This is a genomic window from Qipengyuania algicola (assembly GCF_042492175.1).
In the GTDB taxonomy this organism is placed as follows: domain Bacteria; phylum Pseudomonadota; class Alphaproteobacteria; order Sphingomonadales; family Sphingomonadaceae; genus CAJXSN01.
In genome coordinates, this window is sequence record NZ_CP170453.1 from 2,594,038 (window position 1) to 2,606,244 (window position 12,207).

At 61.8% G+C, this 12,207-nt stretch carries 11 protein-coding genes; 1 reads left to right on the forward strand and 10 read right to left on the reverse strand.

Annotation, left to right across the window (positions count from 1 at the left end; genetic code table 11):
* Positions 1-5 precede the first annotated feature (5 nt).
* The 4 genes from lpdA to ACFCW2_RS12355 are packed head-to-tail and all read right to left on the reverse strand — an operon-like array spanning position 6 to position 3,709.
* Complete coding sequence (gene lpdA / locus ACFCW2_RS12340) at positions 6-1,418, reverse strand: dihydrolipoyl dehydrogenase (RefSeq protein WP_379546773.1); 1,413 nt, start codon at positions 1,416-1,418, stop codon at positions 6-8.
* Positions 1,411-1,824 carry an acyl-CoA thioesterase gene (locus tag ACFCW2_RS12345; RefSeq protein WP_379546774.1) on the reverse strand — a complete coding sequence of 138 codons (414 nt, stop codon included), beginning with the start codon at positions 1,822-1,824 and terminating at the stop codon, positions 1,411-1,413. The genes lpdA and ACFCW2_RS12345 overlap by 8 nt, the downstream gene beginning before the upstream one ends.
* A gap of 4 nt (positions 1,825-1,828) precedes the next feature.
* The gene (locus ACFCW2_RS12350) at positions 1,829-2,284 is read right to left on the reverse strand and encodes a hypothetical protein (RefSeq protein WP_379546776.1); all 456 of its coding nucleotides are present in this window, start codon (positions 2,282-2,284) and stop codon (positions 1,829-1,831) included.
* Entirely contained in the window at positions 2,285-3,709 is a 1,425-nt protein-coding gene (locus ACFCW2_RS12355) for a 2-oxo acid dehydrogenase subunit E2 (RefSeq protein WP_379546778.1), read from the reverse strand.
* 183 nt (positions 3,710-3,892) lie between these two features.
* Here ACFCW2_RS12355 and ACFCW2_RS12360 point away from each other — a divergent pair, with 183 nt between their 5' ends.
* On the forward strand, positions 3,893-4,348 hold the full coding sequence (locus tag ACFCW2_RS12360; protein WP_379546780.1) for a universal stress protein: 456 nt from the start codon (positions 3,893-3,895) through the stop codon (positions 4,346-4,348).
* Between the two features lie 14 nt (positions 4,349-4,362).
* Here ACFCW2_RS12360 and ACFCW2_RS12365 read toward each other — a convergent pair whose 3' ends face one another.
* The 6 genes from ACFCW2_RS12365 to alr all read right to left on the reverse strand — a co-directional run bounded on the left by ACFCW2_RS12365 (position 4,363) and on the right by alr (position 12,206).
* The gene (locus tag ACFCW2_RS12365) at positions 4,363-4,878 is read right to left on the reverse strand and encodes a peroxiredoxin-like family protein (RefSeq protein ID WP_379546781.1); all 516 of its coding nucleotides are present in this window, start codon (positions 4,876-4,878) and stop codon (positions 4,363-4,365) included.
* Positions 4,879-4,928: 50 nt separating this feature from the next.
* Entirely contained in the window at positions 4,929-7,337 is a 2,409-nt protein-coding gene (rnr, locus tag ACFCW2_RS12370; RefSeq protein WP_379546783.1) for a ribonuclease R, read from the reverse strand.
* Positions 7,338-7,361: 24 nt separating this feature from the next.
* Entirely contained in the window at positions 7,362-8,726 is a 1,365-nt protein-coding gene (locus ACFCW2_RS12375) for a M28 family peptidase (protein ID WP_379546784.1), read from the reverse strand.
* A 163-nt stretch (positions 8,727-8,889) separates the two neighbouring features.
* The gene (gene proS, locus ACFCW2_RS12380) at positions 8,890-10,434 is read right to left on the reverse strand and encodes a proline--tRNA ligase (protein WP_379546785.1); all 1,545 of its coding nucleotides are present in this window, start codon (positions 10,432-10,434) and stop codon (positions 8,890-8,892) included.
* Positions 10,435-10,481: 47 nt separating this feature from the next.
* On the reverse strand, positions 10,482-11,045 hold the full coding sequence (gene phaR / locus ACFCW2_RS12385; RefSeq protein ID WP_379546787.1) for a polyhydroxyalkanoate synthesis repressor PhaR: 564 nt from the start codon (positions 11,043-11,045) through the stop codon (positions 10,482-10,484).
* 117 nt (positions 11,046-11,162) lie between these two features.
* The gene (gene alr, locus ACFCW2_RS12390) at positions 11,163-12,206 is read right to left on the reverse strand and encodes an alanine racemase (protein ID WP_379546788.1); all 1,044 of its coding nucleotides are present in this window, start codon (positions 12,204-12,206) and stop codon (positions 11,163-11,165) included.
* Between the last annotated feature and the right edge of the window lies 1 nt (position 12,207).

Here is a 12,207-nt window from a genome sequence, read left to right on the forward strand (position 1 = left end):
CCGATTCAAATATGCAGCGCCTTTCCGTAGGCTGCCAGCACGCTTTCATGCATCATTTCGCTGAGCGTGGGATGCGCGAAGACGGTGTTGCCCAGCTCAACCTCGGTGGTCTCCAGCGTTTTGCCGACGACATAGCCCTGGATCAGCTCGGTTACTTCCGCGCCGATCATGTGCGCGCCCAGCAGCTCGCCGGTCTTTGCATCGAACACGGTTTTGATGAAACCGTTGGCCTCGCCCAGCGCGATGGCCTTGCCGTTGCCCATGAACGGGAAATTGCCGACCTTCACCTCATGGCCGGCCTCTTTCGCTTTCGTTTCGGTTAGGCCAACGCTGGCGACTTGCGGGTGGCAATAGGTGCAGCCCGGTATGTTGCGCTTGTCCATTACATGCGGGTGCACCTCGGCGTTGCCGAGCTCCTTGGCAATGGACTCTGCAGCACACACTCCTTCGTGGCTTGCTTTATGCGCGAGCCATGGGCCGGGCACGCAGTCACCGATTGCCCACAAGCCCTTGGTCTTGGTGCGTCCGTAACCATCGATCTGGATGAAACCCCGGTCCATTTCGGTGAGGTCCTCCAGCCCGATATTCTCGGTATTGGGAACAATGCCAATGGCCACAATGACATGTGTGTAATCGGTCTCGGTCACCTTGCCGTCCGCGCCCTTGATCTTGGCTTTCACGCCCTTCGCATGGGGTTTGAGGTCCTCGACACCGGTTCCGGTATGGATGGCAATGCCCTGTTTGGTCAGCGATTTCTCGAGGAAAGCGCTCACTTCCTCGTCCTCGACCGGCACGATCCGGTCCAGCATCTCGACCACGGTCACATCGGCGCCCATGTCGTTGTAGAAGCTAGCGAACTCGATTCCGATGGCGCCGCTGCCGATCACCAGCAGTTTCTTGGGCATTTCCGGCGGGGTCATGGCGGTGCGATAGGTCCAGACCCGCTTCCCGTCGGCAGGTGCAAACGGCAGGTCACGCGCACGTGCTCCAGTCGCGACGATCACATGCTTGGCTTCAAGCGCTTCTTTGCTCTTCTCGCCTGTGACCGTTAACGTGGTGGGGCCGGTCATCCGCCCCTCCCCCATATGCACGGTGATCTTGTTCTTCTTCATCAGATGCGTGACGCCCTGATTGAGCTGTTTGGCCACTCCTCGGCTGCGTTTCACGACAGCCTCGAGATCGGCCTCAATGCCACTCGCGGCCAGGCCATAGTCGCTGGCGTTCTGCATCAGATGCAGCACTTCGGCAGAGCGCAGCAGCGCCTTGGTCGGGATGCAGCCCCAGTTGAGGCAGATACCGCCCAGCTGTTCCCGTTCCACAATCGCGGTTTTCAGCCCAAGCTGCGCACAGCGGATCGCGGCGACATATCCGCCAGGGCCACTGCCCAAAACGATTACATCATAGGAATGGTCAGCCATTGTCGTTTTCCTCGGAAAGTTCATTCATTGCCGCGCCAACCGCACGCACGGGCCGGGGACGGTCATCATCATCCAACATCACGAATTTGAAAATCCCGCTGGCCACCAGTGTGGTCACTTCGGAATTGCGTTCGCGCGCAATTGCCTCGGCGGAAATTGTAATCGAGGTACGGCCAAGCCGTACGATGGCGCAATAGACGCTCAATTCGTCTCCTACAGCCATCGCTCCGGGAAACGCGAAGTCGGTGGCCTGCACAACCACGGCTTTGCCCTGCCCCTCGCGGCTTGCCAAGGAGCCTGCGCCCAGCGCCATTTGCGCCATCAGCCAGCCTCCGAAGACCCCGCCATAGGGGTTCAGGTCTGTGGGCATCGCGGTGACGCGGATCATGGGCTGGCGGTCGTCCATCGCGTTAGACAGCGATCAATTTGAGGTAATCATCGCGCACCCAGCCGGAACGGCAGGGGCCATCATAATCCCGCACTGATGGGACGGGCGAACCGGTACCGCAGGAGCCCAGTTCGCCTTCCTCTTGCGGGTAGACGATGCCAATCCATCCGCCGGTTTCCTGACACATCGCAACCCCGCTCCCTGCGGCCAATGCGTCCACTTCCTCCGCGCTGTCCGCCGGGGCATTGCGAACCGAAAGCCGGGCATCCTCGCCCGGGCCGATATTGATGACTGTGGCATAGGCCGCGCAGGCATCGAAGCGGGGGCCGTCAAAACCGATGCGCACCGGCCGCTCGCCGACCATCGCTGTGCGGTCAACCGGTGCGACTGCGACGTCATCATTCTTGCTGTCGAAGGTCTGGTTCGAACAGCCCGATATCGCAAAGGCGAACAGTAGGATGGTCGCGAAAGGTTTCATTCAGACCACCAGCCCCATCGGGTTCTCGCACAATTGCTGGATTGCCTCCATCAATTGCGCTCCGTCTGCGCCGTCGATGGCGCGGTGATCGAAGCTGCCGGTGATGCTCATCACCGTGGCAATGTCGAGTGCGCCGTCGATGACATGGGGGCGTTTCTCGCCTGCGCCCACTGCCAAGATCATGCCCTGCGGCGGGTTGATCACGGCGTCGAACTGCTTGGTGCCGAACATGCCCAGATTGCTGAGGCTGGCTGTTCCGCCCTGATATTCGTGCGGCTGCAATTTGCCATCGCGCGCCTTACCGGCCAGCTCCTTCATCTCGGTGCTGATCTGGGCGAGGCCCTTGCGCCCTGCATCAGTTATGATTGGGGTGATCAGACCGCTGGGCGCAGCGACGGCGACGGAAATGTCCTGCCGCGTATATTGGTGTAGCGTGTCGCCCTGGAAGCTGACATTGCATTTGGGCACGCGGGCCAGCGCGCGGGCCAGCGCCTTGATGATCAGATCGTTGACGCTCAGCTTGATGCCGTCTGCCTCCAGCGAGGCGTTCAATTCGCTGCGCAGTTTCAGCAGCGCATCGAGGCGGACATCCACAGTGAGGTAGATGTGCGGCACGGTCTGCTTCGCCTCGGTCAGGCGGCGGGCGATGACCTTGCGGACATTGTTGAGCTTCTGCTCCTCGTACGGCGCGCCAAACTCGCTTTCGGTAGGTGTCTTTGCCGGTGTTGCAGGCGCATCCATGGTCTGGGCAGGAGCGGGAGCCGCGCCAGGCTGCGCATTTTCGACATCGGCTTTGACGATCCGGCCATTCGGGCCTGAGCCAGTGATAGTTGAGAGATCGAGGCCCTTCTGCTCGGCAATGCGTTTGGCGAGCGGGGATGCGATCACTCTGTCGCCTCCAGGAGCCGCCGGTGCGGAAGCAGGCGCAGGCGAAGGTGCGGGAGTAGGTTGTGCAGGCGCGCTCCCGCCTGCAGCCTCTACATCGTCCTTTGTGATCTTCCCGTTCGGGCCGGTGCCCGTAATGGTGGAGAGATCGATGCCACTCGCCTCGGCCATCTTGCGTGCAGAAGGCGTCGCGGGCGGCCCCTCCGGTGCGGCTTTGGCGGCAGGTGCTGGGGGCGGCTCTGGAGCCGGCGCACTGTCCGCTTCCGGCGCTGCTTTGGCCGCTGCCTCCACATCCTCGCCTTCCCCGGCCAGCATCGCAATCACTGTGCCAACGGCGACATTCTCGGTGCCTTCCTTAACCTCGATGGAGGCCAGCGTGCCCTCGTCGACCGCTTCGAATTCCATCGTCGCTTTGTCCGTCTCGATCTCCGCCATGATGTCGCCAGCGCTGATCGTATCGCCCACTTTCACCAACCATTTGGCAAGCGTCCCCTCGTCCATTGTAGGGGAAAGGGCGGGCATCTTGATCGGCGTGGGCATGGTGCGGATCGGTTCCTTAAGCGCTGCAATCTGTCGTGTCTTTGACGGGATGACTTAGGCGAGAACTCCGGCGGGCGGCAAGCGTCTTGGCCGGTCTCACCCCTATCAACCTTGCTATGCATACGTTTTCGGACGAAAGATGCTCCCGCCTCTCGCAGGGACGGCGGGTATTCGGGGGAACGCATGCGGGTCTATCTGACGATAATCGACGAGACACCGGAGGCGCAGAAGGCCTTGCGCTTTGCCGCTAACCGGGCGGCGGCAACGGGTGGGTCGGTCCATATTCTCGCTCTGGTCCAACCGCAGAATTTCAACGCCTTTGGCGGCGTGCAGGCCACGATCGAACAGGAAGCTCGTGACCGGGCGGAGGCCATTGCTACAGGTGCTGCCGGCGCGCTGATGGACGACGATGGCCGCATGCCCACAATCGCGGTGAAGGTAGGCGAAGGTCAGGCCGTGATCCGCGAATATCTGGCCGAGCACCCTGAAGTGGCCGCACTGGTCCTCGGCTCAGCCGAAACCGGCGTCCCCGGCCCGCTGGTCGCGCATTTTTCGGCAAGTGCAGGCAAGCTCAGCTGCCCGCTCTACATTCTGCCCGGCGGCATCACGAAGGAAGAGATCGACCGCCTTTCAGGCTGAACCCGCATGGCGTCTCAGGTGAGCGTGCCGCGCGTCGGATAATCGTTCTTGATCACATAATTCAGGCCCTGCAGCAGCTGATCGAGCGAGGGACGCGTGAAGGGCGCGTTTTGAACGACCTGGAAATAGAGCTCGCCATCGGGTTTGATGAGGAACAATCCAGGCTCTGAGAATACTTGCGGTTCCTCGCTGTCGGGACGCTTCTCGCTGATGAAGAGCCCCCATTCGCGGGCTTGCTCCTCGCTCAGGCCCCAGGCCAGGGGCAGGTCACCTGTGTCCCATTCCTTATGCGCAACCGCAGCACGTTCTTCGCTGTCCATTGATACCGCGAATACATTGATCCCGGCATCGGTGAAGTCCGAGAGGCGGCCGCCGATTTCTTCCAGCTGGCCTTTGCAGATCGGGCAGTGTTTGCCGCGATAAAACACCAGCATGGTGAAGTTTTGCGGGCTTTGCCTGGAAAGCTCGAAGCGGGCATCGATGGTCAGGGGCAGGTCAAGTTCGGGTACGCTTTGGCCGGGGGTCAGCATGGGTTTCTCCTTTTGCCGAACCAATGTCCGAATACCGCGAAGCGTTCCGCCTATTTCCTGCGCCCCTGATGCCGGATATTGCCCGGGCGGCCGCGCTTGCCGACGGCGTGTTTGCCCTTGGCATCCTTGCGTTGCCCGTGTTTGGAGCCGCGCTTCTGGCCGCCGCCCTTCCCGCGCGGATATTTGCCTGCGCCAGTCTTCTTCTGCTCTGGCCGGGTACCACGCGGCTCTATCCCGCCGCCCTCGCCATGCGGGATTTCGAACTTGAGCGCCCCGGTCAATGGATTGGCCTCGCCCAGTTTCAGCTCCAGCCGCTGACCAACCTCGTAGCGCGTGCCGCTGTCCTCGCCGATCAGCGCCTGCGCCGCCTCGTCATAGCGGAAATATTCGCGGCCCAGCGTCGATACCGGAACCAACCCGTCGCCGCCCAGCCCTTGGATGGTGGCGAAGAAGCCGAAGCCCTGTACGCCGGTGATGCGGGTCTGGAACGTTTCGCCAACGCGCTCCGAAAGCCACGCCGCGACATACCGGTCGATCGTGTCGCGTTCCGCTTCCATCGCGCGGCGCTCGGTCTTGCTGATGGCATCGGTAATGGCAGACAGATTGCTCCGGTCGCGGTCGGACAGGCCGCTTGATTCCGGCAGGCCGTTCCTGGGCTTGGGCTGTTCCAGCTTGTAGGCATCAACCAGCGCGCGGTGGACCAGCAAATCGGCATAGCGGCGAATGGGCGAGGTAAAGTGTGCGTAGCTCGCCAGCGCCAGCCCGAAATGGCCTGCATTGGCAGGGCCGTAATAGGCCTGCGTCTGGCTGCGCAGCACCGCCTCCATCATCAGCGCACGCTCCTGCTCGTCGGTGACTTCTTTCAGGAAGCGGTTGAACAGGCCGGGCGTGATAACCTGCCCCAGCGCCAGCACCTTGTCCTGCGTGGCGAGATAATCGCGCAGGGCGATGATCTTCTCGCGGCTCGGCTGTTCGTGGACACGGTAGACAACAGGAGCGGTCTTGCTTTCCAGCGCCTTGGCCGCAGCCACATTGGCGGCGATCATGAAGTCCTCGACCACGCGGTGGGCATCCAGCCGCTCGCGCACGGCGATCTCGGCGATCTTGCCGTGCTCGTCCAGCACCACGCGGCGTTCGGGCAGGTCGAGATTAAGCGGATCACGCGCAGCACGCGCCTTGGCCAGCAGCTTCCACGCGGCCCACAGATCGGTCAGTTCCTTGCCTGCTGTGCCGTCATCAATGGCTGCCTGCGCGTCCTCGTAGGCAATGTTGTGCGTCAGCCGCACGATGGCGCGGGTGAAGCGATGCGAGGTGATCTTGCCGGTAGCGGAAATGCGCAGATGGCAGGCCATCGCCGCACGGTCCTCCCCTTCCCTCAACGAGCAGACGTCTGCGCTGAGAATTTCCGGCAACATCGGCACAACGCGGTCTGGGAAGTAAACGGAGTTGCCGCGTTTGCGCGCTTCCTTGTCCAAATCGCCGCCCGGCCGGACGTAATGCGAGACATCGGCAATGGCGACGATGGCGCGAAAACCACCTTCGTTTTCGGGGTCGGGCTCGGCCCAGATCGCATCATCATGGTCGCGCGCATCGGCAGGGTCGATGGCGAGGATTGGCACATCGCGCAGATCTTCTCGGTGCTCTTGGCTGAGCGGCAGGTCAGCGGCACGCTCGGCCTCGGCCATCACTTCGTCGGGGAAAGTCGTGGGGATGCCGTGCTTGGCAATGGCGATCAGACTGAAGGCTTTGGGCGCCAGCGGATCGCCGACCACTTCGATCACTTTCACTCCGGCGCGGTGGCTGCGCCCTGCGGGTTCGGCAAACACCAACTCACCAGCCTCGGCTCCGTTCAGGTCGGAGATGGGGGACGAATTGCGGACCTTCTTGTCCACCGGGGCGAGCCAAGCTTTCCCAGCCTTGTCGATCTCCACCACGCCCATCAGGCCTTCGCTGCGGGCGGGCAGTTTCTTGATCGGGTAGGCGCGCCAATTCCCGCTTCCGGCTTCGCCCAGTTCTTCGGTGCGGGAGAGAACGCGGTCGCCGGTTTTCAGCGCGGGCATTCCCCGGCTTGGCGAACGGCCACCGCCGCGTTTTGGCCCATTGCTTTTCTCGACGATCAGCAGGCGCGGCGGCTTTGCGCCATCGTCGGGATTCCAATTGTCCGGCTGAGCCCAAACCTCGCCGTCGTCGATTTCGATCACCCGCAAGACTGTGACCTTGGGCACCCCGCCCATCTGGTGATAGGCTGTCTTGCGTCCGTCGATTAGGCCTTCCTCGGCCATGTCTTTCAGACGTTTTTTAAGCGCGATCTTCTCCTGCCCCTTCAGGCCGAAGGCTTTGGCTATTTCCCGCTTTCCGGCAGGCGTCTCGCTGCTCTGGATGAATTCGATGATTTGTTCAGGTGATGGCAGGCCCGGCTTGTGATGGGCGGACCGCTTATTGCTTTGTTTTCTTGTCATGTGCCCCGCAATATGGGGACGCGGTTACTCGCTGTCATCCTCTGACTGCGCAACCGGCGCAAAAGCCCCCGCTGGAACCGCGCTGGCGATGGGGCTGCAATAGCCAGTGGCGGTGCAGGCATTCACGCCGAAGAACCAGTCATCGCCGCGTTCATCAATGACGGTGGAGAGCTTCCCGTCAACCGCGCCTTCGTCCAGCAAGTCGGCGGTTGCCTCGTCATTCCAATAAGGCTGATCGGTGCGGCGCTGATAGACATGATAATGATGCGCGCCGGGCACTGCGTCCCATTCCACCACCGTGTCGGTGCGCACTATGGCATCAGCGTTCGGGGCCGGCGGCATCGGGCTTTGTGCCAATCGGTCGAGGGCACGCACATTGAGCTGCGATGCGCGGGTGAGATAATCGAAATCGATCTCGTCGACTGTATCGCCATAAGTGATGCCGTCTTCGACTCGCAGGTCCTGATGCTGATGCTCGTAATCTTCCACCGCGACGGTGATGCGCACTGCGGGATAGCCCCGGTCGAGGAACGGGATCTGGTCTCCGCCCCGCCCCATGCGATCGGTGCGCCAGATTTGCCGCACCTGCATGCCTTCTGGATCGGCCTCGGCCACGCCCGCAATCCAGCGTGACAGATTGCGACCCGGGCTGTCATTCTCGCCGCCGAAACGGCGCTGCATGGCGCGCACTTCGGGAGTGGAATCGGCACGGAGACCTTCGGAGAACACCCGCACATGCGCGGCATCGCATTTCCCGTCGGACCCGCAGCTGTTCCCGATCATGTCGTTGTTCAGCACGGCCTTGACGGTATAGCCCTGCTCCCCGACCCAATCGGCCAGGATTTGCGCGCCGTAGAGCCCTTGCTCTTCGCCGGTCAGCAAAGCGTAGACGATGGTGGAGGGATATTCGCGCTGCGACAGGATGCGCGCCGCTTCCAATATCATCACGCTGCCAGAGCCGTCATCATTGGCGCCCGGCGCGTCGTCTGTCCCGTTCAGCGGGTCGGTGACCCGGCTGTCATAATGGCCCTGCACGATGATGATCTCGTCCGGACGCTCCGTGCCGCGCTGGATTGCCACGGCGTTGCGCACCAAAGTGGGCTGCGGAATGCGCCTCCCGTCCGGGTCGATAATACGCTCCACCGACTGGACCTCTAGACAATTCTCGCAGCCAGCACCGATGCGGCCAAATTCGTCCAAGGCCCAATTGACCGCCGCGCCAATGCCGCGTTCCGGATCGGTCTGGCTGGAGAGCGTGTGACGCGTTCCGAAGCTGACGATGGTGTCCATATCCGCGCGCAGGCGCTCGGTAGAGACTTCTTCCGCAGGGTCGCTTTGGGCAAAGGCTGGGGAGGACAGGAGGGCGGCAGCTAGGATGAGTTTGCGCATGGGCAGCGTTGTTGCGCATCTGGTGGGTAAGCTCAATAGCTTGGCGCAACACCTTGCCTTGCCGTCATCCCGGACTCGATCCGGGACCCAGCTTTTCTAGCGGTATGTTCAATTAGCTGGGCCACGGATCGAGTCCGGGGTGACGTTTGTAGATTGGTGAACCTCAGTAAGCCTTCGCCACGTAAATACGCTCGACCGCAGGCTCTCCGGTAAAGATGCACGCACCGCTAACCTCGCCGCCATCAATCGGAACATTTCGGATCGTCAGCTTCAAATCCTTCAGCTGCTCGACTACCTTTTCCAGTGCCGCGCCGGTCGGCTTGGCCCACTGGACCTCGACCCAACCGGGGAATTTCGTCTTCGCCTGATAGAAAGCGCGCAGGCCCTCCATCGTATCGATGTCGCGCACGATATTGGCATCGCGGCGCTCGGCAGCCTGCGTAAAGATAGCGTTCTGGATATCCTCGAGCATCGCGCTCATCCCGCTGGCAGCATCTTCGCGCGACGGTGTCTGGAAGTTCGGCTTGCCGTTATCCGTGTTCCACAGATCATCGCGGCGCAGCAGGCTGACGACGCCATTGTCCATATCGCGCCCCCCGACCTCGATAATCACCGGTGCGCCCTTGCGCACCCAGTCCCACCGCTTGGCCGCGGCCTTGCCCGGTTTGGTATCGTGCAGCACGCGGATGGGCTCGCCCAGCGCGGATTGCTGGACCAGTCGGGCCCGCAATTCCTCGCAGTAATCGATCACCGCCTGATCCTCGGGCTTGTCGCGCAGCATCGGCAGGATCACGACCTGATAGGGCGCAATGCGCGGCGGTACGCGCAGACCGTCATCATCACCGTGGGTCATGATGACCCCGCCGATCATGCGGGTGGACACTCCCCAGCTGGTGGTGTGGCACAGCTGTTCGCTGCCTTCGCGGTCCTGATATTTGATGCCGGCGGCAGCCGAGAAATTGGTCCCGAGATAATGGCTGGTGCCGGCCTGCAGCGCCTTGCCGTCCTGCATCATGGCTTCGATCGACCACGTCTCCACCGCTCCGGGGAAACGCTCGTTTTCGGGTTTCTCTCCAGCGATCACGGGAAGGGCTAGATCATCCTCGGCACAGGCGCGGTACACTTCCAGCATCCGCAGCGTGTGTTCTTTGGCCTTGGCCTCGTCCGCATGGGCGGTGTGACCTTCCTGCCAGAGAAATTCGCTGGTGCGCAGGAACATCCGCGTGCGCATTTCCCAGCGTACCACGTTGGCCCACTGGTTCACTTTAAGCGGTAAATCACGCCAGCTCTGAATCCAGCGCGCCATCGCATCGCCGATGATCGTTTCGGAAGTTGGGCGGACCACCAGCGGCTCTTCCAGCTTGGCCGCAGGATCGGGGACCAGACCGCCTTCACCATCGGCAATCAGGCGGTGATGCGTGACGACTGCCATTTCCTTTGCAAAGCCCTCCACGTGGTCGGCCTCGCGCTCAAAATTGGAAAGCGGGATGAAAATCGGAAAATACGCATTTTCATGGCCCGTTGCCTTGATCCGGTCGTCCAGCAGGCGCTGAATGCGTTCCCAGATACCGTATCCCCATGGGCGGATGACCATGCAGCCGCGCACACCCGATTCCTCGGCCATTTCGGCGGCGGAGATGACTTCCTGATACCAGGCGGCAAAATCGTCTTCCCGTTTGACGGAAAGGGCGTGGCGGATGTTGGACACTGTGCGTGGACTTTCTGAAATTCTGAAGAGGTGTTGGCGCGCGGGGCTTACTTGCCCAACTGGTCCAGCTTTTCCTGCATCGCGGCCATCTGATCGCGCAGGGCTGACAATTCATCGCCCGATGCTGGCGGCTCTGCCGCGGCATCGGAGGATTTGCTGCCGGTGCCGGGAATGAACACCTCGGTCGCGGCGCGCATCATCGCCATGTTGGTTTCATGCATTTTGGCAAGCAAACTTCCGCCTGCCGTATTTTTCGCAGCGTCCTGCCATTTCGCCTGGTTCTCGCGGAAATTCTGCATTGCCGTTTCGAGATAGGTCGGCATCACGGCCTGCATGGAATTGCCATACATGCCGATGATCTGGCGCAGGAAACTGATCGGCAGCATGGGCGCACCGCCGCTTTCCGCTTCCATGATGATCTGCGTCAGGATGGAGCGGGTGATGTCATCGCCCGTCTTGGCATCCTTGACCTCGAAATCGACGCCATCGCGGGTCATCTTTGCCAGATCTTCCAGCGTGATATAGCTGGAGGACTGCGTGTTGTAGAGCCGCCGGTTGGCGTATTTCTTGATGACGATGGGCTCTCCCGGAGCCGATTCCTTGCCTGCCATAATGCCGCCTGCCTTACTTCCGGGTGCGCCGGATTGTTTTGAACCGTTTGCGCAGTCTTAGCACTTGCACAAGCTGCACCGCAACGTGCTTCGCTGCAATGCACACGGCGCGGTTGGTCAGCTGCGCATCCGCTGACCCAGAACAGTGAGCAGTTCGTATTGCGACAGACCGCTCATCTTCGATGCGGCCGGAAGATCGTAGGGCACATCCAGCCAGTCGCCGAGCTTGATCTCTGGCGCATGGGTCAGGTCCACGATGACCATATCCATCGACACCTTGCCGAGCAGCGGCAGGCGCTCGCCGTCGTGCTCGAGCCAACCACGCCCGCCCCATGACCTGAGGAAACCGTCGGCGTAGCCCAGCGAAACGGTACCTACTCTCATAGCGTTGCTGGCTGTGAATTCGCGATTGTATCCCACGGCATCGCCGGGCTTCAGATCATGCACCTGAATAATTGCGGCGCGGGGATAGGCGACCTGCCTTATGCGCCCTGCCATTTCAGAACGCGGCACGCCGCCATAAAGCGCAAGCCCCGGGCGCGTCAGGTCGAAACTGAAATCATCGCCCAGGCCGATGCCTGCGCTGTTCGAGATACTGAGCTCGCGCGCCCCGACCGCTCGCTTGGCTTCGTGGAAAGCCGCGAGTTGCTCGGAACTCACAGAACCATCTTCGTCCGCCGAGGACAGGTGCGACATCAATACGGCCACATCCAGCGACTGAATCGCAGGCTCCCGAAGGTCCGCCGGCGCAATTCCCAGACGGTGAATACCTGTGTCGATCATCAGATGGCACGGCCCGCCACCCGTCTCGTTCCACACATCGGCCTGATGCAGCGAGTTGATAACGGGAAGTACGCCGGTGGCTCTGGCATAGGCTGCCTCTTCCGCCGTGTTTGCGCCGTGCAGCACTGCCAATTGCTCCGGCGGCACATGGCGAAGAACCGCGGCGACTTCGCTCCAATGCGCCACGAAAAAATCCCGTGCCCCGGCATCGCGCAGCACGGGTACGCACACATCGACCCCCAGTCCGTAGCAATCGGCCTTGACCGCTGCCCCTGCCCGCGCATCGCCGGACATGGCATCGAGCGTGCGCCAGTTGGCCGCCAGCGCTTCCCGATCAATGTCGAGGCGCACGGTGGGTGCTGGCGGAATGGCGGTCATT

Bases quoted from the DNA above. Each gene is read 5' to 3' on its own strand.
- lpdA (WP_379546773.1), bottom strand. From the start codon at position 1,418: ATGGCTGACCATTCCTATGATGTAATCGTTTTGGGCAGTGGCCCTGGC.
- ACFCW2_RS12360 (WP_379546780.1), top strand. From the start codon at position 3,893: ATGCGGGTCTATCTGACGATAATCGACGAGACACCGGAGGCGCAGAAG.
- phaR (WP_379546787.1), bottom strand. From the start codon at position 11,045: ATGGCAGGCAAGGAATCGGCTCCGGGAGAGCCCATCGTCATCAAGAAA.
- ACFCW2_RS12365 (WP_379546781.1), bottom strand. From the start codon at position 4,878: ATGCTGACCCCCGGCCAAAGCGTACCCGAACTTGACCTGCCCCTGACC.
- ACFCW2_RS12345 (WP_379546774.1), bottom strand. From the start codon at position 1,824: ATGGACGACCGCCAGCCCATGATCCGCGTCACCGCGATGCCCACAGAC.
- ACFCW2_RS12350 (WP_379546776.1), bottom strand. From the start codon at position 2,284: ATGAAACCTTTCGCGACCATCCTACTGTTCGCCTTTGCGATATCGGGC.
- ACFCW2_RS12375 (WP_379546784.1), bottom strand. From the start codon at position 8,726: ATGCGCAAACTCATCCTAGCTGCCGCCCTCCTGTCCTCCCCAGCCTTT.
- rnr (WP_379546783.1), bottom strand. From the start codon at position 7,337: ATGACAAGAAAACAAAGCAATAAGCGGTCCGCCCATCACAAGCCGGGC.
- ACFCW2_RS12355 (WP_379546778.1), bottom strand. From the start codon at position 3,709: ATGCCCACGCCGATCAAGATGCCCGCCCTTTCCCCTACAATGGACGAG.
- alr (WP_379546788.1), bottom strand. From the start codon at position 12,206: ATGACCGCCATTCCGCCAGCACCCACCGTGCGCCTCGACATTGATCGG.